The following is a 25,525-nucleotide window of genomic DNA, read 5'->3' as shown; positions in this document are numbered from 1 at the left end:
GGCAATCCTCGTCGTCCGTGGTCGCCCTCGCTGGAAATCCGGCGTGTGCCCGGGCCGCAGGCCCCCGGGCTCACCGGCTACTCCGCCGCGATGTCCTCGATGACGGCGATCAGGGTCCGCACCGGAACCCCGGTGCCGCCCTTACCGACATAGCCGAAGGGCCCGCCGGTGTTGTACGCCGGACCCGCGACATCGAGGTGGGCCCACTGCACGCCCTCGGGGACGAACTCCTTGAGGAACAGCGCGGCCGAGAGCATGCCGCCCCACCGGTGCGGTGCGACATTGGCCAGATCGGCGACCTTGGAATTCAGGTCGGCCCGCAGTTCGGTGGGAAGCGGCATGGCCCACCCGTTCTCGCCGACCTCGCGGGAGATGCGCGCGACCCGGTCGCGGAAATCGTCGGTGCCCATGACGCCCGGGGTGCGGGTGCCGAGCGCGACCAGTTGGGCGCCGGTGAGGGTGGCGACGTCGATGATGTACTCGGGGGAGTCCTCGCCCGCCCGCACGATGGCGTCGGCCAGGATGAGGCGGCCCTCGGCGTCGGTGTTGATCACTTCGACGGTGGTGCCGCCGTACTGGGTGAGCACGTCGCCCGGCCGCTGCGCGGTGGAGGACGGCATGTTCTCGGCCATCGGGACGACGGCGGTCACCGTGATCGGCAGGCCGAGCCGCGCCGCGAGCAGGGTGGCCGCGATGACCGCGGCCGCTCCCGCCATATCCGAGGTCATGTTCTCCATGTTCTGCGCGGGCTTGATCGAGATACCGCCGGTGTCGAAGGTGACGCCCTTGCCGACCAGCGCGACCTTCTTGTCACCGCCCGCGTAGGTGAGCCGGACCAGCCGCGGCGGTCGCGACGAACCCTTGCCGACGCCGAGCACACCGCCGTAACCGCCCGCTTCCAGGGCGTTCTCGTCGAGAACCTCGACCTCCAGCCCCGCGGCCTCGGCGAGTGTCGCCGCCCGCGTGGCGAATTCGGCGGGGAACAGGTGGCTCGGCGGAGTGTTGACGAAATCGCGCGCGGTGGCGACGGCTTCGGCGACGAGTTGCGCGCGCAGGAGTTCGGTGGTGCCGAATTCCGGTTCGGGGACGAGCAATTCGACCCGTACCACGGGACGCTCGTCCGACTTCGGCGCGGATTTGCCGGATTTGAACGGGGTGAAGGTGTACGCGCCCAGGTAGAAGCCTTCGGCCGCGGCCCCGAGATCGAGTCCGGACAGGGTGGTCACGACCAGTTCGGTGCCGCTGAGCGAGCGGGCCGCCACACCCGCCGAGCGACGGATCTGTTCCGCGTCGACCTTGTCGGGGGACCCGAGCCCGACCGCGAGCACGCTGGTGACGCCTTCCAGCCCGGCGGGAGCCGGGACCCGGGTGAGTTCTTCGGGTTTACCTTTGGCGCCGACCGCGCCGAGCTGATCCAGCAGCTCCGCGCGTATGTCGGCGCCGAGCACGTCACTGAACAAGTCGTCGGGCGCGATGGCCGGGCCGTTCTCCGAAGAGGTCAACCCGATGACGAGGACGTCGGTGTCCGGGCCGATTGTTTCGGTACGCGCCAGTTCCGGTCCGAGCGAGCGATCTGCAACAGCTGTCATTGGCACAGGTTATTCGGTTCGCTTCCGGTATCGCAGCGCGACGCCACCGAGTAGCGGGCCGAACGCCTGTCGAAACGAACGTCACCGACACGCCACGGTTTCCCTGTCGGCCGCCGCGAGCGCCGCCGCACGGGTTCGATCGCGTGGCGCCCCGACGGCGGTTCGGCGGCGGCTAAGCTCGCCGGGTGACCGAGACGAACCTGCTGCAAGGCCCGATCCGCGGAGTGCACGCCGAGTTGGGCGCGAGTTTCGCGCCCTTCGGCGGGTGGGAGATGCCGGTGTCGTACGCGGGGACAGTCACCGAACACCAGGCCGTGCGCGCCGCGGTCGGCCTGTTCGACGTGAGTCATCTCGGCAAGGCGACCGTGCGCGGGCCGGGCGCGGCGGAATTCGTGAACTCCGCGCTGACCAACGATCTCGGTCGAATCCGGCCCGGTAAGGCCCAGTACACGCTGTGCTGCACCGAAGAGGGCGGCGTGATCGACGATCTGATCGCCTACTACGTCGGCGAGGACGAGATCTTCCTCGTGCCCAACGCGGCGAATACCGCGACCGTGGTCGCGGAATTGCGTAAGGCCGCGCCGCAGGGCGTCACGGTGACCGACGAGCACCGCGATTTCGCCGTGTTCGCCGTGCAGGGCCCGAAATCGGCCGACGTGCTGACCGCGCTCGGCCTGCCGACCGAGCTCGAGTACATGGCCTACGCCGACGCCGAGTGGGACGGTCGCGCGGTCCGCGTGTGCCGCACCGGATACACCGGCGAGCACGGCTACGAACTGCTGCCGCGCTGGGACGATGCCGAGCCGCTGTTCCGCGCGCTGGTCGACGCGGTCCGCGCGGCGGGCGGTCAGCCCGCCGGACTCGGCGCGCGCGACACCCTGCGCACCGAGATGGGGTATCCGCTGCACGGCCACGAGCTGTCGACCGACATCACGCCGGTGCAGGCGCGCTGCGGGTGGGCGGTCGGCTGGAAGAAACCCGAATTCTGGGGCAAGGCGGCGCTGGAGGCCGAGAGGGCGGCGGGTCCGCGCCGAACCCTGGTGGGGCTGAAGGCCATCGATCGCGGGGTGCTGCGCCAGGGGCAGCAAGTGCTGCTGGACGGGGAACCGGTGGGCGAAACCACTTCGGGAACCTTCTCGCCCACCCTGAAGGTGGGTATCGCGCTGGCCCTCGTCGACACCGCGCGCGAGTTGCTGCCCGATATCGAGGTCGAGGTGGACGTGCGCGGGCGACGGCTGCGCTGCTCGGTCGTCAAACCTCCGTTCGTCGAGACCCGCACCGCCTGAGGCCGTCGGGCCGATACCGCTCGGCGGTCGTTCCCGGCGACCGCCGTCGCCTCTATCGAGTCGTGACCAAGGCGGTAAACGCCGGGAAAAGGTGGCAGATAAGATCCATTCCATGACCGCTGCCGCACAGTTCACCCGTATCCCTCATCCTGCGCCCACCCCGGCGCAGCGGGTACAGGAGATTCTGGCGGCACCCGGATTCGGGCGATTCTTCACCGACCACATGGTGTCGATCGATTACACCGAGGGCGAGGGCTGGAGCAACGCGCGGCTGGAGCCGTACGGATCGCTCGCGATGGACCCGTCGACCATGGTCTTCCACTACGGACAGGCGATCTTCGAGGGACTCAAGGCCTACCGGCAGGCCGACGGCAGCGTCTCCTGTTTCCGGATCGATGCCAACGCCGCGCGTTTCCAGCGGTCGGCACGCCGGATGGCGATGGCCGAACTGCCCGAGGAACTGTTCATCGAGTCGGTGCGCCAACTGCTGGAGGCCGACGGGAACTGGGTGCCGAAAGCGGGCGGCGAGGATTCGCTGTACCTGCGGCCGTTCATGTTCGCGACCGAGGCCGGGCTCGGTGTGAAGCCCGCGGCCTCCTACAAATACCTGCTGCTCGGCTCCCCTGCGGGCGCGTACTTCCCGCGCGGGGTGAAGCCGGTGCGGGTGTGGCTGTCCACCGAATACGTGCGCGCGGCCCCCGGCGGCACCGGGGAGGCGAAGGTGGCCGGTAATTACGCGGCCTCGCTGCTCGCCCAGTCGCAGGCTTCGGAAAAGGGTTGCGACCAGGTGGTGTGGCTGGACGCCGTCGAACGCCGCTACGTCGAGGAGATGGGCACCAACAATCTGTTCTTCGTCTTCGGCTCGGGTTCGGAAGCCCGTCTGGTGACCCCGGAACTGTCCGGATCGCTGCTGCCGGGTATCACCCGCGATTCGCTGCTCACGCTGGCCGCCGACTCGGGTTATCCCGTGGAGGAGCGCAAGGTGTCGGTGGAGGAGTGGCGCAAGGGCGCCGAATCCGGTGATATCTCCGAGGTATTCGCCTGCGGCACCGCGGCGGTCATCACCCCGGTCGGCTGGGTTCGCTCCGCCGAGGGGGAGTTCACCATCGGCGGTGGGGAACCCGGCGAGGTGACGATGGCGCTGCGCGACACGCTCACGGGTATCCAGCGCGGCACCTTCGAAGATATCCACGGGTGGATGCGCGGAATGTGAGATCGGCCGGGCTGTCGGCCCGGCCGTCCGCGGTGTCGTTCCCGGGTTCGCTCAGCCGGGCATGAGCATCTGCCACTGCTCCAGGGTCTGCGGTCGCATGACGTAGTTGTTGTCCTTGATGCTGGACAGGGTGGCGCTGGGTTCCTGGGAGTACCAGTGGCCCGGGTAGACGACCGGGTCGCCGTCGAGGGCGGCCAGGTGGCGCAGGCTGCGGAACATCTCGTCGGAGTCGCCGCCGGGGAAGTCGGTGCGCCCGCAGCCGTCGACGAACAGCGTGTCGCCCGCGATGAGCCGGTTGTCGAACAGGAAACACTGACTGCCGGGGGTGTGGCCGGGGGTATGTAGTAACTCGATGTCGAAGGCGCCGACCGAGACCTTGTCACCGTGTTCGTGGCCGGTGAGCTCGCTGGGCGCGATCCCGGTGACATTGGCGACCCAGTCCAATTCGTGGGCGTTCACGTGCACCGGCACGCTGACGGTTTCGAGGAGTTCGCGCACACCGCCGAGGGTGAAACCCATCATGGTCCCGCCGACGTGGTCGGGATGGTGGTGGGTGGCGAGCACACCGGTGAGCCGCATGCCGTCGCTCTCGGCGATCCCGGCGAGGTCGGCGGCCGCGTAGGCGGGGTCGATGACGACGGCTTCGCCCGTCTCCCGATCGCCGATCAGGTACGCGAAATTTCGCATCTGCGTCGCGATGGGGTCGCCGACGGCGTAGTCACGGCCGGACAGCAGCTGTCGGAAGTAGATGCGCTCGGAAGACATGCCGCTCACCTTATGTCCTGACCCAGACGGTTGGCATCTCGGTGCCGCAAACATTCCGTTGCCCGGCGCGCACGCACCGTCGTCGGGCGGGGTGTGCGGCGAATTCGCTTGAGTCGAGCGCGAATACGGATCCGATGTTCCGGCCCGGAGTACCGGTGGGTATCGACGGTGCGGTGACGGAGGCAACCGTCGCTCTGATCGGTCACAACCCGCGGTACGGGCCGTCGAGGCGTCGACGGATGTGACAGGAGAGGGCGCGGATGCCGGAGGGAACGCTGTGGCGTTCGTCGCTAGAGCGCGAGGGAGAACCCGATCGCGGATATTGCGACCGAGATCTCTACCACCGCGCCGAGAACATCACCCGAAAGCCCGCCGAAACGCCGCGCGGTATGCCGGACGAGTACCGTCGCCGCCCCGACGGCGACGAGGACGACCAGCGGGCCGAGCCAGGCACGCTCGGGCACCGCGAAGATCGCGGCGGCGACCCCGGCGGTCGTCCACAGTGCCGCGGTGACCGGAGATTGCGTGTCCGCCACCAGCGCGCCGAAGCCGGTGCCCGGGGCGGCGGGCGCACCGCGTCGGCAGGCGAGCACGACGAGCGTGCGCCCGAGCGCGACCGCGAGCGCGACGGCGTACCACCGTTCGTGGTCCGCGAGCGCCGCGAACGAGACCGCTTGGAGCCCGACGACGAAGACGATCGCGGCGACGCCGAACGGCCCGGCCGCACCGCCCTTCATGATCTCGCGCGCACGCTCCGGCGAACCGTAGCTGCCGAGTCCGTCCATGGTGTCGGCCAGCCCGTCCAGGTGCATGCCGCGGGTCGCCGCCGCGAGTGCGACGACGACGAGCAGGCCCGCGAGCAGTGTGCTCGCGCCGACCGAGGTGAACAGCCACAGCAGTCCGGCCGCCGCGGCGCCGAGCAGCGCGCCGACGACCGGGGCCAGCGCGATCGCCCGTCCGGCGGCGTTCCGATCGACGTCGTCGGGACCGCGCACCGGAAGCACCGTCAGCCAGGACACGGCCAGCCGCAACCCGTTCATATCGGCCCGCGTTCGCCGTCGATCCAGATCTTGCCGCCGTGATACTCCACGATCGTCGTGCCCACGGCCTGCCCGATGCTCGTTCCGGTCGCGTCACGCGCTTCGGGGTAACCGCTCATTTCGTCAGATCAGGTCGTGCCGCCTCGGCCTCGGCACTGTCATCGGACGTGCTCACACCGGCCTCGGCGAAAGTCGACATCTCGGCGAGGGTAGCGACGGCGGCGCGCAGGATCGGCAGCGCCGTCAGGGCGCCGGAACCCTCGCCGAGGCGCATGCCGAGGTCGATCAGCGGTTCCAGACGCAGGCGGCCGAGTGCGAGTGCGTGGGCCGGTTCGGTGGACCGGTGCCCCGCGAGCCACCAGTCGCGCGCGCCCGCGGCGAGATCCTCGGCGACCAGCGCGGCGGCGGTCACGACGACACCGTCGAGGATGACGGGCGTGCGCCTGCTCGCGGCGTGCGCCAGGAATCCCGCCATCGCGGCGATATCCGCGCCACCGGCCACGCGAAGCAGTTCGACAGGATCCTTGGCGACGGGCCGCGCGCGGCGCATGGCGTCACGGATCGCGGCGACCTTGCGCGACCAGCCCGCATCGTCGATACCGGTGCCGCGGCCCACCGCGCGGATCGGTTCGGTATCGGTGAGCGTGGCGATGAGCACGGTGGCCGGGGTGGTGTTGCCGATACCCATATCGCCCGCGACGAGCAGATCCGCGCCCGCGTCGATCTCGTCGTCGGCGATGGCCCGGCCGGCGGCCAGGGCCGCTTCGATCTCCTCGGGGGTGAGCGCGTCCTCCCGATCGATGGATCCGCTGGACCGGCGCACCTTGTGCGCGCCGACGACGTCGTCGGTCTCGGCGTCGACGGCGATATCGACCACGCGCACCGTCGCACCCGCCACCGCGGCCAGGGCGTTTACGGCGGCGCCGCCCGCGCGGAAGTTGGCGACCATCTGCGCGGTCACCTCGCTCGGATAGGCGGACACACCGTGGCGCGCGATCCCGTGGTCCCCGGCGAAGACCACCACTCGCGCGCGCCGGAACTGTTCCGGCGGGCACACACCCTGGCAGCCCGCGACCCAGTTGCCGAGTTCCTCCAACCGCCCGAGCGCCCCGACGGGCTTGGTCAACTGCTGCTGCCGTTGCGCCGCCGCCGCACGAATGTCCGGGTCGGGGGGTGTGACCGGTCCGAATCCGTCTATCACTGTCGAGCCTCTCGGTCGGGGCGTCTGTGCCGCGCGTGGTTCCGCCGACCAATCTTGCCCGGCCGGTTCCCGCGCGGTGACAGCGCCCGACTCGTTCGCACGGCTCATCACATGCGCCGACGGCGAGCGCTCGCCTATTTCAGGCGCAGCGGCAGACCCGCGACGACCAGGAACGCTTCGTCGCACACGGCGGCCAGCCGTTGATTGAGCGCGCCGATCTCGTCGCGGAAAAGCCGCCCGGAACGCGTCGCGGGAATGACGCCCATGCCGACCTCGGGGCTCACGACCACCAGGTGACCCGGATACGCCGCCACCGCCGCGACCAGTTCGTCCGCGTCCGGTCCGACGGTGCCGCGCGGGGCCTCCCAGGCCGCGCGCGCATCGATGCGGGCGGTGAGCCAGGTGCCGATATCGTCGATGAGCGTCGCACCGGTCGACGGATCGGCGAGAACACCTGCCGGGTCGATACTTTCGACGACGACCCAATCGGATGGACGCCGTCGCCGATGGACGGCGATGCGCTCGGCGAAATCGAGATCGGCGGGGTCGGGCACCGAGGTCGCCACGTAACGGACCGGCCCGTCCGCCCCGGCCAGGTTCTCGGCGTACGCGGATTTCCCCGACCTGGCTCCGCCGAGCACGAGCGTGCGCGGGGGGCGGACGGGGTCGGCGCTCGGGGGTGGCACGGTCGGCAATCTATCAACCACGCTGTTGTCGCCCCCGTGGAACCGGGTCGGACCGGGGACGCCGAGGCGCGTTCACCGATGGCCGGCGTTCACCGACGGCCGCGTAGACCGACGGACGGCGATCGCCGACAGGCCGCGATCACCGGCGGGCGGCGCTCACCCGATCGGGGCCGGGTCCGATCGCTGCCCCTCCGAGGACGAACCGAAGCGCCGGCGGTACTCGGTGGGCGCTATTCCGACCAGTCGCTGGAAGTGGTGACGCAGCAGCGCGCCCGAACCGAAACCCGCGCGTCCGGCGATCTGCTCCAGTCCGAGATCGGATTCCTCCAGCAGCTGCTTCGCGTAGAGAACACGCTGGTTGGTGAGCCATTTCACCGGTGTCGTCCCGGTTTCGGCGGCGAAGCGGCGCGCGAAGGTCCTGGTGGACATCGTCGAGCGGGCGGCCAGATCCTCGACGGTGTGCTGGAGTTCGAGGTTCTCGTTCATCCACTGGAGGGTCTCGCTCAGACTTTCCGAACTGCACGCGGCGACGGGACGTTCGATGAACTGGCGCTGACCGCCGTCACGCTGGGGCGGCACCACCATGCGGCGGGCGATGGCGTTGGCGGCGTTGCTGCCGATCTCCCTGCGCACCAGGTGCAGACAGGCGTCGATGCCCGCGGCGGTGCCCGCGCTGGTGATCAGATTGCCCTCGTCGACGAACAGGACGTCGGGATCGATGGTCGCCTCGGGGAAGCGGGCGGCGAGTTGGTCGACGTATTTCCAGTGCGTGGTGCATTTGCGCCCGTCCAGCAGGCCTGCCGCGCCCGCCATGAACGCGCCGGAGCAGACGGTGAGCACGATCGCGCCCGCGTCGAAGGCGGCGCGGACCGCGTCGATGATCGGCTGGTTCTCCGGGTTGTCCAGACCCGAGACGTGGAACGCCGCGATGGCGACCAGGTCGGCGTCGAGCAGCGCGTCGAGCCCGTGATCCGGGGTGACCGTGACGCCGGGGGTGGTGGAGCGCAACGGCTTCCCCGGTTCGGCGCCGCAGACCCTGAAGTCGAATCCCGGCAGTCCGTCCATGGTGCGGTCGAGGCCGAAGACCTCGCAGACGACGCCGAATTCGAACATGGCGAGTGGTTCGGACAGCGCGACGGCCACCTTCGAGAGCATGCGCTCAGCGTACCTGGCCGAATATTTGCGGACAACGGCAGAACAGCCACTTTCGGCGGAAAATCTATGGACGCAAAATTACTGCCATGATTACTTTTCTCCTCACCATGGCGATCATCGTGGTCTTCGGCGTATTCCTGGTCCGTGGACGCACCCCGGCGGGCTCCCGCGATGTCGTCGATCGCGATGCCCAGCGCGTACGCGCCGAACTGGACGTCATCCTCGGCCGTGCCTCCCACCATCACTGATCCCGGCCTCGGTCCGGATATGCCACGGGCCTCTCCGTGACCGCGTCCGAAAGGGTGCAGTGACGAAGAGGCCCGTGTGCGTCTGTCGCGAGGTCAGACGGCGTCGCCGGGGCTCACGCGAGGTTTGGGCGCGCGCATCTTGCGGATCTGGGAGGCGCGGACGAAGGCGTACCAGCCGAGTTTGAACCCGGTGTCGGCGGTGTCGGGGAAGCGCTCGCGAACCCGGTTGTTGACGATCCGGCCGAGCACGAAGCCCTCGATCATCATGAACAGCATCATGACGAGCATCCCGAGGGTCAGGATCGACTGCAGGCGCGGCGCGGCGAACATCGACAGCAGCAGCACGACGGCCATCGGCATGAACAGCCCGACGAGATTGCGGCGACCGTCGACCACGTCGCGTACGTGGGCCCGAACCGGACCCTTGTCGCGCGGCAGCAGGAACTTGTCCTCGCCCGCGAGCATCCGGTTACGGCGATCCTGGGCCGCCAGGCGTCGCTCGGCCGAGGCCGATTTGCGGTCTTCCCTGGTGCCGCGGGTCGCCTTGCGGCGTGCCCTCGCCTCCTTGGAGGTGAGGGGCGCGGGCGCGACGGGGCCGCGTCGCTTACCTTGCGCGTCACGACGTTTCGGCGTGGGGCGGCCCTTCCCGAGGGTTGCGGTGGTGGAACTTCGAGTGGTACCGGCGGTCTCGCTACCGTTCGCGTCCGCCGTGGTGTCGGCGGTCGCGTCGGTGCTGCTGGACTCGCCGCGACGGAACAATTTCACACCGACCAGGCTATTCGATGCTCGACGCGGCGGGAAACGCGGTCCGCCGAGGGGGTGTGGGGCATGTCTCCGGCGGGGGTGCGGGAGGCCGGGCACAATGGAGGTTGTGCTCACGCCGGGGTGCGGTGGTGGCAAGATAGGGAATAGCAGCCCGCTGAGTGGCGTTGGACCACCAAGCCGTGCGCTGTTCACGGGTTGACGACAGCTGTCCTTAGGAGAGTTCATGACTGTGCAGAACGAGACGACCACCCACGGCGCGACTCTGACCGAAGCCGCCGCCCTCAAGGCGAAGGCGCTCCTGGATCAGGAAGGCCGCGACGATCTGGCGCTGCGTATCGCGGTACAGCCCGGCGGTTGCGCGGGCCTGCGCTACCAGCTCTTCTTCGACGACCGCTCGCTCGACGGCGACCTGGTCGTCGATTTCTCCGGCGTCAAGCTGGCCGTCGATCGGATGAGCGCCCCCTACATCCAGGGCGCGTCGATCGACTTCGTCGACACCATCGAGAAGCAGGGCTTCACGATCGACAACCCCAACGCCACGGGTTCGTGCGCGTGCGGAGACTCCTTCAACTGAGCTCTGGTTGATACGGTGAGGGCAGGGACTTTCTCGTCCCCGTCCTCACTTTCTGTTGCCTACCGTTGAAGGGCTCAGCCTCGTGTCAATCGCCGTGTCCGCGTCCATCGCGACCGACCATCTCATGCGTTTCCCCGGACGGTTCGCCGACGTACTCCTGGCCGATCAGCTCGACCATGTGTCGCTGAGCTTCCTGGTCGATGATCTCCAGATCCGCCGCGGTGGCGTGGCGGGAAACATCGCCTACGCCATGGGCATCCTCAACCGCGCGCCGTTGCTCGTCGGGGCGGTCGGCGCCGATTTCGGCGAATACCGCGCCTGGCTGGAGAAGCACGGTGTCGACTGCTCGACCGTGCTCACCTCCGACCGCGCCCACACCGCTCGGTTCGTGTGCACCACCGATGACGACATGGCCCAGATCGCGTCGTTCTATCCGGGCGCGATGAGCGAGGCCCGCGACATCTCGATCATCGAACTCGCCGAATCGAACACCCTCGACCTGGTGCTGGTCGGCGCGAACGATCCCGAGGCGATGCTGCGCCACACCGAGGAATGCCGCGAGGTCGGCATCCCCTTCGTCGCCGATCCGTCCCAGCAGCTCGCCCGCCTCGACGGCGACCAGGCGGTACGGCTGATCGAGGGCGCCACCTACCTGTTCACGAACAAGTACGAGTGGGCGCTGCTGTTGCAGAAGACCGGTCTGAGCGAGGCCGAGGTGGCCGCCAAGGTCGGTATCCGGGTCACCACGCTCGGCGCCGAAGGCGTGCACATCGTCGATCGCGACGGCACCGAGGTGCGCGTCGGTGTCGTCCCCGAGCGCGAGAAGGTCGAGCCGACCGGTGTCGGCGACGCGTTCCGCGCCGGATTCCTCACCGGCCACACCGCCGGTCTGAGCCTGGAGCGTTCTGCGCAGCTCGGATCCCTGATCGCGGTGCTGGTGCTGGAGACGATGGGCACCCAGGAATGGTCGCTGAACAAGGACGACGCGCTGGAGCGACTGACCGACGCCTACGGCGCGGACGCGGCCGCGGAGATCAAGCCGCTGCTCTGACACCGAGCGAAGACGAATGCCCCCGGACTCGCGTCCGGGGGCATTCGGTGTATTCGGGGGTTTACAAGGACACCGGGTAGGCGGGCTCCTGGATCTCCGGCTTGATCCGGTCCTCGACGAAGATGCCGTGCCACACCATGAACACCAGCAGCGTCCACAGCCTGCGGCTGTGATCGGAGCGTCCGGCGCGGTGATCGTCGAGCATGGTCTTGATCGCGGCCTTGTCGAGCAGGTGATCGGTCTGCGAATCGGCGATCTGGGCCTGGGCCCAGTCGAACAGTTCGGTGCCGCGCAGCCAGTGCCGCAGCGGCACGGGGAATCCCAGTTTGGCCCGATGCAGCACATGCGACGGGACGATGCCCTCCAGTGCCTGGCGCAGCGCGTACTTGGTCGTCTCCTTGGTGATCTTCTGGTCGTAGGGCAGACCCTCGGCGACCTTCAGCACTTCCGAATCCAGGAACGGCACCCGCAGTTCCAGCGAATTGGCCATCGTCATCTTGTCGGCCTTGACCAGGATGTCGCCACGCAGCCAGGTGAACAGGTCCAGATGCTGCATCCGCGCCACCGGATCCCAAGCTGCCGATTGCGCGTACAGCGGGGCGGTCACGTCCTGATGGGTCCATTCGGGACGGAATTCGCGCAGCACCGAACGCAATTGGGCATCGCTGAAACTGCGCGCGTTGCCGTAGTAGCGCTCCTCCAGGCCGAGGGAGCCGCGGTGCAGCAGGCTCTTGCCGCGGGTGCCGTCCGGAATCCGCTCCGACAACCGGCCCGCCAGCCGTCGCAGCCCCTTCGGCAGATATTCGAAGGGCTTGAGCGACAGCGGTTCCCGGTAGATCGTGTATCCGCCGAACAGTTCGTCGGCGCCCTCGCCCGAGAGCACGACCTTGACGTGCTTGCGGGCTTCCTTGGCTACGAAATACAACGGGACCAGCGCCGGATCGGCCACCGGATCATCGAGGTACCAGACGATTTCGGGAATCGCGGCGGCGAATTCGGCGGGGGAGACGACCTTGACGATGTGGCGGGCGCCGATCGCCTCGGCGCTCTCGGCGGCCACGTCGACCTCCGAATAGCCCTCGCGCTCGAAACCCGTGGTGAAGGTGATGAGTTTCGGGTTGTGCCGCATGGCCAGCGCCGCGATGGCGGTCGAGTCGATGCCGCCGGACAGGAACGATCCGACGGTGACATCGGCGCGCATGTGTTTGGCGACCGAGTCCTCCAACGCCGCGGCGATCTCGCGGTAGCGCGCGGCCTCCGACCCGGCCGCGAAGGAGCGCACCCGGAAATCCGGCCGGAAGTATCGGGTCGACTTCGGCTCGCCGCCCTCGCGCACGGTCGCGTAGGTGCCCGATTCCAGACGCCTGATCCCCGCGTGCAGCGTTTCCGGCTCCGGCACGTATTGCAGCACGGTGTAGTGCTCCAGCGCCCGCGGATCGAGGGCGTCGGACAGGCCGAGTGCGGGCAGCAGGTCGAGCAGGCTCTTCTTCTCGCTGGCGAAGGCGGTGCCGCCGGGGCCCGTCGCCAGGAACAACGGTTTGATGCCGAACGGGTCGCGAGCCAGGAACAGTTCCTCGGTCTCGGTATCCCAGATCGCGAAGGCGAACATGCCGCGCAGGCGTTTCACCGCGTCCGCGCCCCAGTAGTGGTACGCGGCCACGATGGCCTCGGAATCGCCCTCGGTGGCGAACATCGTGCCGTCGGGGAATTCCGCCCCGTGGTCGGCGGCGAGTTCTTCGCGCAGTTCGAGGTAGTTGTAGATCTCCCCGTTGAAGGTCAGCGCGTACCGCTGCGGGTTGTCGGCCGGACCCCAGCGCAGCGGCTGGTGCGAATGTTCGATATCGATGATCGAGAGCCGGTTGAAGCCGAAGATCATGTGGTCGTCGTGCCAGGTGCCGCGCTCGTCGGGGCCGCGGTGGCGCATGCAATGCAGGGCGTCGTAGACCTGGTCGACCACATCGGATGTCGCCGCATCAGCTGTCAGGAATCCGAGCAGTCCGCACACGGTGTCGGCAACCTCGTTTCTCCGGTCGGGACGCCCCCGTCCGGGGCGTCCGAAGTATCTTGCGGGGGACGGTGCGCGGTCTCCGCCGTGAGCGTGCGCGCCCGGTCTGACCGGGCCGCGATCGAGCGGAGCGCAGCGGCCGAAAACTCGTGTCCGAGTATGCCGCACGCACCGCATCCGCGCGTCACGGCAGTGCCGCCCTTCGCCCGTTCTCCGGTGCCGAGGCGACCGGTTCTACCGGTATCCAGGGCTTTTGTCATACCCGCGGAAGGCGGTCGCGTACCCGGCTCCCGCGGGCGGAGTGTCGAAGACGACCCGACGACGAACTGCGCGCCGGTTTGGTCTACGCTGCGTAGTACTCAGGTCATTCTCAGCTGGCGTGTGCACCACGTCGTGCCGGTGGCGGACGGCCTGAAACGTGCTTGGAACGTGTCGCCGGGGAGATCGCACCCTCGGCGGCGCATATGTCGGAATGTGTGGCGACCAGGAAGGCGTGAGCGTGGCGCACAAGGCGAGCGAAGAGATCGGGGCACGACCCGCCAGGGGCCGAGTCCTCCGGCGGGCCGGGCTGGCGGTATCCCTCGGGATCACCGCGATGCTCGTCTCGGGCTGCTCGATCGACAATGTCTGGCTGCGGTTCGGCTGGCCCTCCGGCATCACGCCGCAGGGCACCCGGATGCGGGAGCTGTGGACCTGGTCCGTCCTGGCCGCCCTGGTGATGGGCGTCCTGGTCTGGGGTCTGACCTTCTGGACCATCATCTTCCACCGCAAGAAGAAGGACTCGCCGGAGTTCCCGCGCCAGACCGGCTACAACGTGCCGCTGGAGCTGACCTACACGGCGATTCCGTTCGTCATCATCGCGGTGCTGTTCTACTTCACCGTCGTCGTGCAGAACTACGTGCACGAGAAGGTCCCGGATCCGGACGTCACCATCGACGTGACCGCCTTCCAGTGGAACTGGAAGTTCGGCTACCGCGATATCGACTTCAAGGACGGCTACAAGTTCGACGGTATCGACACCGTCCGCGAGGATGCCGCCAAGGAGCAGCTCGAGGAATACGAGCACCTCACCAAGGACGGACACCCGCAGCCGGGTCCGCTGCACGGCAAGCCCGCCAACGACATCCTCTCGTACCTGCACTACGACAAGATCGAGACCGTCGGCTCGTCGAGCGAGATCCCGGTCCTGGTGCTGCCGACGGGCAAGGTCATCGAGTTCCAGCTCGCCGCCGCGGACGTCATCCACGCCTTCTGGGTGCCGGAGTTCCTGTTCAAGCGCGACGTGATGCCGAACCCGAAGGAAAACCATTCCGACAACGTCTTCCAGATCACCGAGATCGAGAAGGAAGGCGCGTTCGTCGGCCGCTGCGCGGAGATGTGCGGTACCTACCACTCGATGATGAACTTCGAGGTCCGCGCGGTGTCGCCGGAGAACTTCACCAAGTACCTCGACGCGCGCAAGGCGGGCAAGACCAACGCCCAGGCGCTCGAGTCCATCGGTGAGTCCCCGGTCGCCACCTCGACCCGTCCGTTCAACACCGATCGCACGACCAAGACCGCGGCCGAAGCCAAGTAAGGGACTGATTCCGATATGAAGATCGAAGCGCGGATTTTCGAGCTGCTCACGGTGTTCTTCGTGATCACCGGCATCATCTACGGATTCTTCACCGGCAGGTCGCGCACCGGCGTCGAGTGGGCGGGCACCACCGCGATCGTGCTGACCGCGGGTCTGTCGCTGATCATCGGCACCTACTTCCGGTTCGTCGCCCGTCGTCTCGACCTGCGTCCGGAGGATTACGAGGACGCCGAGATCGTGGACGGCGCCGGTGACCTCGGCTTCTTCTCGCCGGGTAGCCCCTGGCCGATCCTGCTCGCGGGCGCGGGCTCGATCACCGCGCTGGGCCTGGCGTTCTTCCAGTTCTGGCTGATCGGCATCGGCGTGGTCTGCGTGCTGGCCGCGGCGGGCGGACTGGTCTTCGAGTACTACCTCGGCCCGGAGAAGCACTGAGCTCGTAGCGTGAGACAGCGAAGCGCCCCGCCACCGGCGGGGCGCTTCTCGTTGTGCGCCGACCTATCGGAGGTTCACCTGCCGAAGGCGTCGATGAGACGCTGGGTGGAACGCGGGGCCGCGTCCGCGAGGCCGCGCAGCGCGCGGGTCAGCGCGGGCCGGCGGCTCCGCGGGGTGTCGTAGCGCTCGCGGATGGTGTTCTCGATGGTGCGGGCCGACTCGGCGGCGGTGACCGCGAAATCGGCGGCGGCCTCGTCGGTGTCGGTGCCCGTCACCGGGTAGCGCACCGCGCTCACCTGGATACCGTGTGGCGCCAGCTCGGCGTCGGCGCACTGACCGAAGGTGGTCCATGCCGCCACGGAGCTGGCGTAGGACGCGAAATACGGGGTGGCGGCGGCATTCGGGTGCAACGGCCCGACATTGATGACGTGACCCGATCCCGATTGCAGCATCGCGGGCAGCAGGCCAAGGGTCAGGCGCAGCGGGCCGAAGTAGTTGGCGGCCATGGTGCGCTGATAGTCGCGGAAGCGATCCAGCGATTGCGTGACGGGGCGGCGCTGCGGGCGGGTCGCGTTGTTGACCAGGACGTCGACGGCGCCGAATTCGCCGCGCACCCAGTCGACGAGCTGGTCGATATCGCCGAGCGCGGACAGGTCGCACCGGTGCCAGCGCGCGAGCCCGCCGGTCGCGGTGATCTCCTCGCAGACGCCGACCAGTTGATCGGAGCGCCGCGCCACGAGCACCAATCGGGCCCCTCGCATGGCGAGCCTGGTCGCGGTGGCGCGGCCGACATCGGAACAGGCGTCGGTGACCAGGACGCAGAGGCCGCCGAGGGAATCGGCGGGGCAACGCGGAGCACGATCGGGGCGCAGACCGCCGGGGCGGAGGCGATCGGTGAATCGGACGGGCGCGGTGCGGAATTCGAGCATCGGAACAGCAACCTTCACAGTCGATGAACGCTGATCACACGCTTCGGCACCCCGCCGACGGTGTCGAAGCCACGACTCGCCGACCGGCGGCAGAACCCGGAGGGGAGCTACCGCCCAGCGACTTCACGGTGCGGCACAGTCTAATCGGCCGAGTCGTACCGCAGGGCGTGTTCGGAGACGCAGATGTCATCGATCGCGGAAACGATGTCGCGCAACAGTTCCGACGGCAGTGCCGAGGGCCGGAGCCGACAGGTGAAGGTGATCAGACCGTGGTCCTCGGTGGGCAGGTTGCGCCCCTCGGCCTCGGCCCGCAGATACGCGGAGCGCACGCCGTAGGTCATCGCGGAGATGACCGTGAAGCAGCCGGTGCGCTCGCGGTGCCCCGAGAACAGATCGTGCAGGCGGTAGAAGACCGAGCTGTAGCTCGACAGGGGCGCGAAGATGCCGACGCGGTAGGCGGGACCGCGTTCGGAGGAGCTGATCACCGTGTCGGCCAGGTATTCGGCGTCGCGCAGCGTCAGCACCTTGGGCGCGAACATCAGCGCGCCCGCCGCCGCGTTGCGTACCGGCATACCGGCACGGCCGCTCGCGGCCGAGGCGATCGCGCCCAGCGATTTCCTGGTCCTCGTCCCGACCTCGCGCCTGGCGCGCAGCGAGCGCGTCGGGGTGGTGGGGTAGAGGCTCGACCACTGGCCGAACCGGACGGTGCCCAGCTGCACCTGTCCGGTGCCGACCGGCCGGGACACCTTCAGCGGCGCGGTGTCGACCCAGCGGCCCACCTGCAATGCCGCGTTGGCGGGCCGCAGGATCTCGGCGTGCGCGTGTTCGACGAAGGAATCGAAATCCAGGAACCGATTCGCGTCGGTGGTGAGCCAGGTGTGGTCCTTGTCGATATCGATGGCGTCGAGGGTCAGCGCGGTGATGATGCCCGCCCGTCCGCCCGCGCCGAGGATTCGGTGGAACCGCTCGGTGTGGTGGTTGCGCCCGCAGGTGCCGATCCGCCCGTCGGGGTCGACGTATTCCAGATCGAGGATCTGGTCGGCGAACAGGCCGAACCGGTGCGAGGCGCTGCTGACGCCGCCGACCGAGGCGAAGCCGCCCGCGGTGATGTCGCGGTGGTCGCCGACGATCGGCAGGCCGAGGCCGTGCGCGCCGAGGCGTCGATCGATATCGGAGAGTTTGGCGCCCGCCTGTACCCGGACGGTCCGTTTGCCCAGGTTGATGTCGAGCACCGAATTCATCCGGCGCAACGACACCACGGCCCGGTGATCGGGCAGCGCGAGGCCGTCGTCGAGCAGCTCGCCGCCGCTCACCGTCAGTCGAGCCACGCGCCCCCGTGAATCCCGCACGGTGCGAACGACATCCGCGGTGTCACGAGGTAGAAATTCTTCGGCGGAGACAGAGTGCGGCGTGCTCATGGCACGAAAGCTAACCACAGCCGGGCCCTCGATGTGCACCCGAATCAAGGGGGGCTTGCGAGACTCCGCGCACACCCGCTCCGACCTGCGGTGATGCGGACCCTTCCGGCGGCTGTGGCCGGTTTCCGCGAACCGGTCCGGAATCGGACGGTCGGCGGGCGCCGCACCTTCTGCCGACGGTCTCGGACCGACGGCCTCGCCGTCGGTGTCGGCGGACTCGGCGGACGAACGATCGAGCAGACCGAACAGTCGGCCGAACGGCGGTCGGTTACCTTTCGGCGATACCGGCGCACGCTGTCCGATGATCCGAGACCGGTGCTACCGGACGGTCGGTACACGCGGTCCGTGATGGGTTGCCGGTTGGTGGCCGATAACGTCGAACTCGGTCCGATCCGGACCTCGCTCGGTGGGTGGCGCGAGGTCGAACGAGGCTCGGATGGACGAGACTCTCGGGAGGACCGCTCAGCCGGGACGGACGTCCGCCAGGGTCGCCACGACCTCGGGGAACCATCGCTCGTACTCGCGGCGCAGCGGGATCGCGGCCCGCAACTGTCCGAGTACGCCGAGTCCGGCGACGGCGGTGCGCGCGACCGTGGTGTGCTCGGACGGCATGGTCAGCTGTCGCAGCACATTGGTGACGCTGAGATCGGTGACCGCCGCCATCTGTCTGCGCATCCACCGCGAATCCAGTTCGAGTGTCGGCGCGAGGACGGCGTCGCGCAGCGGGGCGATCCTGGCGATGACGGTATCCATGTCGAGCGGCCGTCCCGGCGCGACGTAGCCGTTGCGGCGGATGGCCGCCTCCAGTTCGTCCGGGGCGCACCGCAGCATGGCCGGGGCGAAATCCTTGACCATGTCCAGGTATCCGGGCGGCCAGGGCGCGCAGGCGCCGAAATCGACCACGCCGAGCCGTCCGTCGGGCATGACACGGAAATTCCCGGGGTGCGGATCGCCGTAGAGCAGTCCGGCGCGGGTGGGTCCGGAGAACAGGAATCGCAGGATGAGCAGGCCGACGCGGTCGCGTTCGAAGGGCGTGCCGCGCGCGATGAGCCGCGACAGCGACGTGCCGTCGAGCCATTCGGTGACCAGGACATCGGGGTATTGCGCGATGACGCGCGGCACCACGAAATCGGGGTCGTCGGCATAGGCTTCGGCGAATCTGCTCTGGTGCGCCGCCTCGAGTTCGTAGTCGAGTTCTTCGCTGATGTAGGCGCACAATCGCTCGATGACCGAGCGCGAGTCCGCGCCGGGCAGTAGCGCGTTGAACATCGGCGCCATCCGCCGCAATGCCGTCAGGTCGTTGCCGATGGCCTGGCGCGCACCCGGATACATCACCTTGACCGCGACGGCCCTGCCGTCATGCCAGATCGCGCGGTGCACCTGACCGACCGAGGCGGAGGCGGGACGCCGGTCGTCGAAATCGAGGAACATGCTTCGCCAGCGCGGCCCCATCTGGTCGGCGAGTACGGCGTGCACGGTGGCGGGCAGCATCGACGGGGCCGAATCCTGAAGTCGCGCGAGCGCTTCCCGGTAGGGCCCGGCCACATCGGCGGGCAGGGCGAATTCGTAGATCGCGAGCATCTGGCCGAGTTTGGCGACACAGCCCTTCATCTCGCCGAGTACCGCGAAGACGTGCTGCGCGGTGCGCTCGCGGATATCCCGGTCGACCTCGGCCGCCGATCGGCCGATCGCCCGGCGGCCCGCGCCCGCGACCCGCCTGCCCGCGTAGGCGACCGGCAGCGCGGCCAGTTTCGCGCTGCGCACGGCCGCGCCGGTCGGCGGAACGTCGGACTTCCCGGCCGGCGTCCGGCGGGACAGCGGGAAGAGTCGACCACCGGGATCGCGGCGGACCATGCACACCTCATCTCACACGCGCGTACCGAACGCCTCGGACGCAGGAACAACTCGGCCGCACGACAACTCGGCTGTACCCCCGACGCTATCGTGCCCGAACAACGCTGCCGACGCGGCGGATTCGGGTCCGCTCACGAGGACAACCGGTCCAGCGTCGCGAGGAAGCGCTCCTCGGGATAGATACAGAGCTGATCGGCTTCGTGGCGGATGGAGGCCGCGAGGTCGATGGCGCCGTGATGCCACCAGTACACGTCCTGGCTGACCGGCCACGGCCGCTTGGTGTATTCGAGGACGGCGAGTTGGGCCAGCAGCGTGGTCGCCCGGATCACCTGGACGTCGGTCACCGGGTAGGCGTAGATGTGGCGTTGGGAGGGGATGACGAAAACCGTTCCCGCCGTTCCCGCGACCGGATAGTCGTCGCCGAGCCAGCGGGCGTGCGCGGTGATGTAGTCCGAGATGCCGCACAGCATCGTGAGTTCGATGCGGGCTTGGCGCGGGCTGTCGAAATCGTGGGTGACCACGTCGAGCGGACCGTCGGCGCGGGTGTTGTATTCGGCCAGTTCGAACAGTCCCGCCGCGTCGATGGGCCAGTTCGCGAGCATCGGGTAGGTGACCGGAGCCATGGTGTGCACCTGGTCGATGAGCACCCGCTGCACCAGACCCGGCGCCACCGGCCGGTGCACGACCTCGGGCGCGGTCGCCTCCGCGGAGTAGAGCCGGGTACGGATGAGATGACGCATCATCGCGAAATCGCTGGTGTCGAGCGGATCGTGGTCGGCGGCGACCTGGATCAGGCTGGTACTCAGATAATCCGCGACCAGGGCGGGCCACTGTTCGCGGGGTTCGTCGTCGGCCATCCGCCGCAGATTCGTCAGACCGACCAGCACGTTGCCGCCGGGTCCGGAAAGGATCACGTCGTCGGCGGCGGCCGCGGTCCGGCAGGAATATCCCAGCTGGTGCGCGGCCGCGACGGTCAGCGACATGAGCAGATCGGGCGATGACTCGGACACAACGGCCCCCTCGCTCGTATTGCGGAACATCGGGTTTCGCGCTGCCGCGCCGACGCTCCGCGAATGACCCCGGGAAGTCGTACACAGTGATTGTGCACCGCGGACGCGGATCGTGTCCGGGGTTGGCCAGGATCGGGCGTGGGCGCGGAGCCCGGACCCTCCCCGGAGCGATCAGCGTCGCGAGATCATACCGGCCAGTCGGTGATGTAGTTCGCCTGCCCAATCCCGGTGCCCCAGTGCGGCGTAGTCGACCCACAGCGCGTCGAAGACATCGCTGCCCTCGGAATACCAGGTGCCGCGTTTATCCGCCTCCAGCACGACGCTCATGCCGTGCTCGGCGGCGATGAAGGTGACCTCGAGCTGGTTCAACTGCGGATAATTGTGCGAGCCGCCGAATTCGATCTCCTGGTAGAACGGCAACTGCTGCGCGGAATTCCTGATCCGGCCCGCCTCCACGTCGGCGCTGCGCAGCGGAAATCCCAAGCGTTCCACCGCCTCCAGCAGCACGTGCTGCGCGGGCAGCGCTCCCACGCCGATGGGGTCGGTGTCGGCGGCGTCGACCGCGCCCTGGATCTCGACGACGGTGCGCAGCGCGACCTGGGTGCCCGGCAACTGGCGGCCGTTGTAGAAGGTGATGGGAGTTTCCATCGGCGCCCTGGCCCCGAACCGGAATTCCAGCGGCGCGCCGACCGGCAGGTGCAGCGGTCCGTGCACCGCCGTCCAGCCGAAGCCGGTGTCACGATGACCCTCGTGGTCCTCGTACTCCTGCTCCACCCGGGTCACGAATTCGACGGCGATCCGCGAGATGTCCTGCGCGACATTGCCGCCGCGCAACCGGATGACGCCCTCGACGATGCCACCGGGCTGCACACCGTGGGTGAACAGTTCGGTCTCGACCTCCGCGCCGCCGACCCCCGCGGCAGCCAACAATTTCTTGAACATGTCCGGAAGTCTTACCGTCGCACCATAAGAGCGGCTTGTCGTTCGCTTGGGGGTGTGAGCAACCTCATCGGGGCCGGGAACGAGAGAAGCCCCGAGCGTGGCTCGGGGCTTCTCGGCAGGCGGATTCGCTCAGCCCGCCTTCGATTCGGGGATGCGGGTCGCCTCGGGGCTGCTACCCGAGGGCACGCCCTTCTTGAGGCTGTGGGCGTACACGTCCACGTATTCCTGCCCGCCGAGCTGCATGAGTTCGTACATCACCTCGTCGGTGACGGCGCGTTCGACGAAGCGGTTGCCGCCCATGCCCTCGTATCGGGAGAAGTCGATCGGGGTACCGAATTTGACGGTCACCTTCTGGCGACGCCAGCGGAAGGGGCCGGGAGGCGAGACGCCGTCGGTGCCGATGACGGCGACCGGGATGACGGGAACGCCGGTCTCGAGCGCGAGCCGGGCCATGCCGGTCTTGCCCTTGTAGAGGCGGCCGTCGGGGGAGCGGGTGCCCTCCGGGTAGAGACCGACGAGCCGTCCTTCGTCGAGCAGTTTGCGCGCGGCGCTGAGCGCGTCCTCGGCGGCGCTGGCGCCGGTGCGGTCGATCGGATACTGACCGGAGGTGGTGAAGAACCACTTCTGCAAGCGGCCCTTGAATCCCGGGGTGTTGAAGTATTCGGCCTTGGCCAGGTAATTGATCCGGCGGGGGCTCATCAGTGGCGCGAACAGCCAGTCGGCGAAGGAGAGGTGGTTACCCGCCATGATGGCGGGCCCGTCGGTGGGGACATTTTCCAGGCCTTGGACCGTCGGCCGGTTGTAGAGATGCATCAACGGTCCCAGCAGCACGTACTTCAGCAGCCAGTAGAACATGACGTCCTTCCCCCGGGACCGGGATAGAAGTGGGCAACCTGCGTAGTTGCCGACTTTACCGCTGGTCGGAGATCACATCCAATCGCAGCGAGGTATGTCACCACATTGCCGTGATCCATTCCGCAATCCCGTGGCATCAGTCCCCTTGACAGGTACCTGTATTCGAACGTATGTCCGGTTTGTGAGTTCGTCAGCGGCGGGTGGGGGCGACGTGATTCGGCTGCGGGGCGGTGTCGACGAGGACCGCGCGCGCCAGTTCCGCCGCGCCGATCATCCCCGCCGCCTCGCCCAACTGGGTGGTTCGGATGCGGGCGAGCGGCCGATGACCGGCTCCGGTGACCGCGCGCGCGTACTCCTCGCGCGCCTCGTCGAGGAACAGCGGAGCCGAACTGCTGACTCCGCCCGCGATCACCACCAGATCCGGATCGAAGATATCGCTGACGAACGCGAGTCCGAGTCCGAGCCACCGGGCGAAATCGGCCACGGCACGCACCGCGATCGGATCGCCGTCCTGCGCGGCGCCCGCCACCCGGCGACCGGTCAGCGAACCGGGATCGCGGAAAACCTCGCGGGCGAGCACGGTGGACCGCACCGGATCGGTCGCCAGCAATTCGATCGCGGTGTCGGCGAGCGCCGTGCCGCTGCAATACCGCTCCCAGCATCCGCGTTTGCCGCACGGGCAGGCCCGGCCGTCCGGCACCACCTGGAGATGCCCCAGTTCCGGTGCGACGCCGTGGCTTCCGCGATACAGCGTGCCGTCGATGAGCAGCGCCGCGCCGATCCCGGTGCCGATCGCCACCAGCACCACGTTGTGCCCGCCCGCCGCGGCCCCGAAGCGGTACTCGGCCCAGGCCGCGGCGTTCGCGTCGTGTTCGAGGATGACGGGCAGATCCAATCGCCCGGTGAGCCGCTGCGCCACGGGAGTGTCCTGCCACGGCAGATGCGGGGCGAAGCGCACCGTGGAGCGGTCGGCGTTGATGAAACCCGCGACCGCGAGCCCGACCGCGCCGATCGGATGACGTTCGCGCAGTTCGTGCACGGCCCGTTCCAGCGCGTTCTCCAGCGCTCGGGCCGAATGCGGGGTCGGGGCCTGGACGGTGTCGAGCACCTCGCCGTCGCCGTCGACGACCGAGGCGCGGATATTGGTGCCCCCGACGTCGATACCGACGGTCAGCGGAGTGGCGGGTGAGGTCCGATCGGTCATGCCTTGATCGTCACGGGAATGCCGACGTACTTCGATCGCGCCCGGCCCGCGGCCGCGGGCCGCCCCGGTCGCGGCCGGTCCGCCGCGTCGTCGGACTCGCGTTGCCGACGCGTATGCTGGTGTGGCGCAGCACCTTCGGACTCGGCAGCTTCGTGTCTGCCGCCTTCGGACTCGGCATCGGCGGGCACCGGTTCGACCGGCGCGCCCGCGAGTGCTTCGCGCAGCACCGTCACGATGGCCGTGCCGTGATCGGCGATCGCCGCCACGACCTCGTGATGTTCACCGCGCATCAGCGCCGCCGCGGCGCAGACCGGGCACCAGCTGCAACTCGACCATTCGCCCGGTTGGTCCGCCGCGTGCCGCAGGACGGGTTCGACCCGTTCCAAGACGGTTTCGGCCAGTAGTTTGAGTTCCTCGGCGAATTCGCCGAAGCCGTCACCGGGTTCCTCGTCGGGCCCCGGGCGGGAATCGCGCGGTCGCGTCATCGCGGCCACATTTCCGGATCCGGGACGAAGCGCACGACCAGGTATCCGTCATCGAGTTCGGCGCCGTCGACCATGCACCGTCGCAACACCGGAGCCAGGCGCACCCGGCGCCGCACCCCGTCCGCTCCCACGATCAAATCGTCCTCCACTCGTCCCAGTCGCAGCGTCGCCGGATCGGCGACGGGCAGGGGCAGCCGCAGCGAGTACACCGAATGCAGGCCGGTGCCCGACTCACATCGAACCATCGGCACAGCGGAACTCGCGTGAACCTCCCGTACTTCCGTTGGATTGTCGCCAAGCATAGGATGCGCGTCCACCGCGTACGACAGGGCGGACAGCGACCCGTAGCCGACCGGCTCCGAGCCGGTGTGCTGGGCCGTCAGCACCGGGATACCCGGCACGGCCTGTCGCATTCGCGCGATGACGTCGAGTTGTTCGGCGCGGCGGTTCAGATACCAGTGCGCCGCAGGATGTTCCGAGGGACCCGACGGCGGCGGTGCGGGCGGCAGCACCTTGTTGACGATCACCTCGGTCACCCGGAGTCCGAGCAGGACCGCCGCCGACCGCAGCCGTGCGGTCTCGGCGACGGCGAGTTGTTCGGCGAGGGTGACCAGGCGCGCCGCGGTGCGGTCGTGATCGCCGAGCAGGTCGTTCACCTCGGTGACCGCGGTGACGATCCGCTCCACCGTCGCCGCCAGCACCGCGCGGCGCAGGTCGGCGCCGATACCGCTCATCGTGCGCGCGTGCGGCGGCCAGACCCGCTCCACATAGCCGAGCAGGGTCGGCGGCGCGCTCAGCACGCGCAGCATGTCGGCCGACGGCGGGCAGTCGAGGACGATCACGTCCCAGTCGTCCTCGCTCGCCAGCTGGGCCACTTCCACCAGCATCAGCAGTTCCTGGACGCCGGGCAGACCGGTCAACTCGGCCGGATCGAGTGCGGCGATATCGATGCCGTGGTCGTGTCCGGCGTCCGCGCCGAGCACATGGACCACTTCGCGGAACCGATCCTCCAGCAGCGCGAGCGAATCCAACTCGATCACATCGAGATCGGGCGCGACGTTCACGATTCCGGCGATCGTTCCCGCGTCGTGCGGGAAGCGGAAACCGAAAGCGTCACCGAGCGAATGCGACTGGTCCAGTGAGGCGAGCAGCACCCGGCGGCCCGCGCGGGCGTGCGCGATGGCCGTCGCGCACGCCAGCGTCGTCTTGCCGACCCCACCCTTGCCGATGAACAGTTCCAGA

General features: G+C 68.6%; 25 protein-coding genes. 7 read left to right on the top strand and 18 right to left on the bottom strand.

Annotated elements, in window-relative coordinates; genetic code table 11:
- Window positions 1-77 precede the first annotated feature (77 nt).
- Window positions 78-1,589 carry a leucyl aminopeptidase gene (locus DAT37_RS19940; RefSeq protein ID WP_109526312.1) on the bottom strand — a complete coding sequence of 504 codons (1,512 nt, stop codon included), beginning with the start codon at window positions 1,587-1,589 and terminating at the stop codon, window positions 78-80.
- A 185-nt stretch (window positions 1,590-1,774) separates the two neighbouring features.
- On the opposite strand from DAT37_RS19940, the gene gcvT reads away from it, so the two are divergent.
- Together gcvT and DAT37_RS19930 are read left to right on the top strand one after the other, a co-directional pair.
- Window positions 1,775-2,875, top strand: coding sequence for a glycine cleavage system aminomethyltransferase GcvT (gcvT, locus tag DAT37_RS19935; RefSeq protein ID WP_109526311.1), 1,101 nt, complete (start codon window positions 1,775-1,777; stop codon window positions 2,873-2,875).
- A 112-nt stretch (window positions 2,876-2,987) separates the two neighbouring features.
- On the top strand, window positions 2,988-4,088 hold the full coding sequence (locus DAT37_RS19930) for a branched-chain amino acid aminotransferase (RefSeq protein WP_109526404.1): 1,101 nt from the start codon (window positions 2,988-2,990) through the stop codon (window positions 4,086-4,088).
- A gap of 51 nt (window positions 4,089-4,139) precedes the next feature.
- On the opposite strand, the gene DAT37_RS19925 is transcribed toward DAT37_RS19930, so the two are convergent.
- From DAT37_RS19925 to DAT37_RS19905, 6 genes are all read right to left on the bottom strand, one after another.
- Window positions 4,140-4,853: an MBL fold metallo-hydrolase gene (locus DAT37_RS19925; protein ID WP_109526403.1), complete on the bottom strand. Its 714-nt coding sequence runs from the start codon at window positions 4,851-4,853 to the stop codon at window positions 4,140-4,142.
- Between the two features lie 290 nt (window positions 4,854-5,143).
- On the bottom strand, window positions 5,144-5,893 hold the full coding sequence (locus DAT37_RS19920; RefSeq protein ID WP_109526310.1) for an adenosylcobinamide-GDP ribazoletransferase: 750 nt from the start codon (window positions 5,891-5,893) through the stop codon (window positions 5,144-5,146).
- Window positions 5,890-6,012 (bottom strand): hypothetical protein, encoded by a 123-nt coding sequence (locus DAT37_RS46075; RefSeq protein WP_269814790.1) that lies wholly within the window; start codon window positions 6,010-6,012, stop codon window positions 5,890-5,892. The genes DAT37_RS19920 and DAT37_RS46075 overlap by 4 nt, the downstream gene beginning before the upstream one ends.
- Complete coding sequence (gene cobT, locus DAT37_RS19915; protein ID WP_232839869.1) at window positions 6,009-7,094, bottom strand: nicotinate-nucleotide--dimethylbenzimidazole phosphoribosyltransferase; 1,086 nt, start codon at window positions 7,092-7,094, stop codon at window positions 6,009-6,011. Before cobT ends, DAT37_RS46075 begins: the two co-directional genes overlap by 4 nt.
- A 134-nt stretch (window positions 7,095-7,228) precedes the next feature.
- A complete protein-coding gene (locus DAT37_RS19910; RefSeq protein ID WP_109526308.1) occupies window positions 7,229-7,789 on the bottom strand; it encodes a bifunctional adenosylcobinamide kinase/adenosylcobinamide-phosphate guanylyltransferase in 561 nt (186 codons plus the stop codon).
- Window positions 7,790-7,936: 147 nt separating this feature from the next.
- A complete protein-coding gene (locus DAT37_RS19905; RefSeq protein ID WP_109526307.1) occupies window positions 7,937-8,935 on the bottom strand; it encodes a helix-turn-helix domain-containing protein in 999 nt (332 codons plus the stop codon).
- Window positions 8,936-9,021: 86 nt separating this feature from the next.
- Between DAT37_RS19905 and DAT37_RS44175 the strand changes: the two genes are divergently transcribed.
- Window positions 9,022-9,183, top strand: a complete 162-nt coding sequence (locus DAT37_RS44175; RefSeq protein ID WP_157978559.1) for a hypothetical protein — start codon at window positions 9,022-9,024, stop codon at window positions 9,181-9,183.
- 93 nt (window positions 9,184-9,276) lie between these two features.
- On the opposite strand, the gene DAT37_RS19900 is transcribed toward DAT37_RS44175, so the two are convergent.
- Window positions 9,277-9,948 carry a DUF3043 domain-containing protein gene (locus DAT37_RS19900; protein ID WP_109526306.1) on the bottom strand — a complete coding sequence of 224 codons (672 nt, stop codon included), beginning with the start codon at window positions 9,946-9,948 and terminating at the stop codon, window positions 9,277-9,279.
- Window positions 9,949-10,171: 223 nt separating this feature from the next.
- On the opposite strand from DAT37_RS19900, the gene DAT37_RS19895 reads away from it, so the two are divergent.
- Complete coding sequence (locus DAT37_RS19895; RefSeq protein WP_109526305.1) at window positions 10,172-10,522, top strand: HesB/IscA family protein; 351 nt, start codon at window positions 10,172-10,174, stop codon at window positions 10,520-10,522.
- A gap of 82 nt (window positions 10,523-10,604) precedes the next feature.
- Window positions 10,605-11,573, top strand: a complete 969-nt coding sequence (locus tag DAT37_RS19890) for a carbohydrate kinase family protein (RefSeq protein ID WP_109526304.1) — start codon at window positions 10,605-10,607, stop codon at window positions 11,571-11,573.
- A gap of 61 nt (window positions 11,574-11,634) precedes the next feature.
- On the opposite strand, the gene asnB is transcribed toward DAT37_RS19890, so the two are convergent.
- On the bottom strand, window positions 11,635-13,578 hold the full coding sequence (gene asnB, locus DAT37_RS19885; protein WP_109526303.1) for an asparagine synthase (glutamine-hydrolyzing): 1,944 nt from the start codon (window positions 13,576-13,578) through the stop codon (window positions 11,635-11,637).
- Between the two features lie 595 nt (window positions 13,579-14,173).
- On the opposite strand from asnB, the gene ctaC reads away from it, so the two are divergent.
- Window positions 14,174-15,154, top strand: coding sequence for an aa3-type cytochrome oxidase subunit II (gene ctaC, locus DAT37_RS19880; protein WP_232839884.1), 981 nt, complete (start codon window positions 14,174-14,176; stop codon window positions 15,152-15,154).
- A 15-nt stretch (window positions 15,155-15,169) separates the two neighbouring features.
- Complete coding sequence (locus DAT37_RS19875; protein ID WP_109526301.1) at window positions 15,170-15,586, top strand: cytochrome c oxidase subunit 4; 417 nt, start codon at window positions 15,170-15,172, stop codon at window positions 15,584-15,586.
- Between the two features lie 74 nt (window positions 15,587-15,660).
- On the opposite strand, the gene DAT37_RS19870 is transcribed toward DAT37_RS19875, so the two are convergent.
- The 9 genes from DAT37_RS19870 to DAT37_RS19830 all read right to left on the bottom strand — a co-directional run bounded on the left by DAT37_RS19870 (window position 15,661) and on the right by DAT37_RS19830 (window position 25,512).
- Window positions 15,661-16,515 carry an SDR family NAD(P)-dependent oxidoreductase gene (locus DAT37_RS19870; protein ID WP_109526300.1) on the bottom strand — a complete coding sequence of 285 codons (855 nt, stop codon included), beginning with the start codon at window positions 16,513-16,515 and terminating at the stop codon, window positions 15,661-15,663.
- A gap of 140 nt (window positions 16,516-16,655) precedes the next feature.
- Complete coding sequence (locus tag DAT37_RS19865) at window positions 16,656-17,933, bottom strand: FAD-binding oxidoreductase (protein WP_109526299.1); 1,278 nt, start codon at window positions 17,931-17,933, stop codon at window positions 16,656-16,658.
- 462 nt (window positions 17,934-18,395) lie between these two features.
- Complete coding sequence (locus DAT37_RS19860) at window positions 18,396-19,787, bottom strand: ABC1 kinase family protein (RefSeq protein ID WP_109526298.1); 1,392 nt, start codon at window positions 19,785-19,787, stop codon at window positions 18,396-18,398.
- Window positions 19,788-19,918: 131 nt separating this feature from the next.
- On the bottom strand, window positions 19,919-20,797 hold the full coding sequence (locus tag DAT37_RS19855) for a hypothetical protein (protein ID WP_109526297.1): 879 nt from the start codon (window positions 20,795-20,797) through the stop codon (window positions 19,919-19,921).
- Window positions 20,798-20,968: 171 nt separating this feature from the next.
- Entirely contained in the window at window positions 20,969-21,739 is a 771-nt protein-coding gene (locus tag DAT37_RS19850) for a sporulation protein (protein ID WP_109526296.1), read from the bottom strand.
- Window positions 21,740-21,868: 129 nt separating this feature from the next.
- Window positions 21,869-22,594 (bottom strand): lysophospholipid acyltransferase family protein, encoded by a 726-nt coding sequence (locus tag DAT37_RS19845; RefSeq protein ID WP_109526295.1) that lies wholly within the window; start codon window positions 22,592-22,594, stop codon window positions 21,869-21,871.
- A 190-nt stretch (window positions 22,595-22,784) separates the two neighbouring features.
- A complete protein-coding gene (locus DAT37_RS19840) occupies window positions 22,785-23,798 on the bottom strand; it encodes an ROK family glucokinase (RefSeq protein ID WP_109526294.1) in 1,014 nt (337 codons plus the stop codon).
- Window positions 23,795-24,283 carry a hypothetical protein gene (locus DAT37_RS19835; RefSeq protein ID WP_109526402.1) on the bottom strand — a complete coding sequence of 163 codons (489 nt, stop codon included), beginning with the start codon at window positions 24,281-24,283 and terminating at the stop codon, window positions 23,795-23,797. The genes DAT37_RS19840 and DAT37_RS19835 overlap by 4 nt, the downstream gene beginning before the upstream one ends.
- Entirely contained in the window at window positions 24,280-25,512 is a 1,233-nt protein-coding gene (locus tag DAT37_RS19830; protein ID WP_269814792.1) for an ArsA family ATPase, read from the bottom strand. Before DAT37_RS19830 ends, DAT37_RS19835 begins: the two co-directional genes overlap by 4 nt.
- Between the last annotated feature and the right edge of the window lie 13 nt (window positions 25,513-25,525).

Origin of the sequence: Nocardia aurea (assembly GCF_003123685.1) — a bacterium.
Taxonomy (GTDB): Bacteria; Actinomycetota; Actinomycetes; order Mycobacteriales; family Mycobacteriaceae; genus Nocardia; species Nocardia aurea.
The sequence above is the reverse complement of the archived record's forward strand: the minus strand, read 5'-3'. Positions and strand labels throughout refer to the sequence as shown.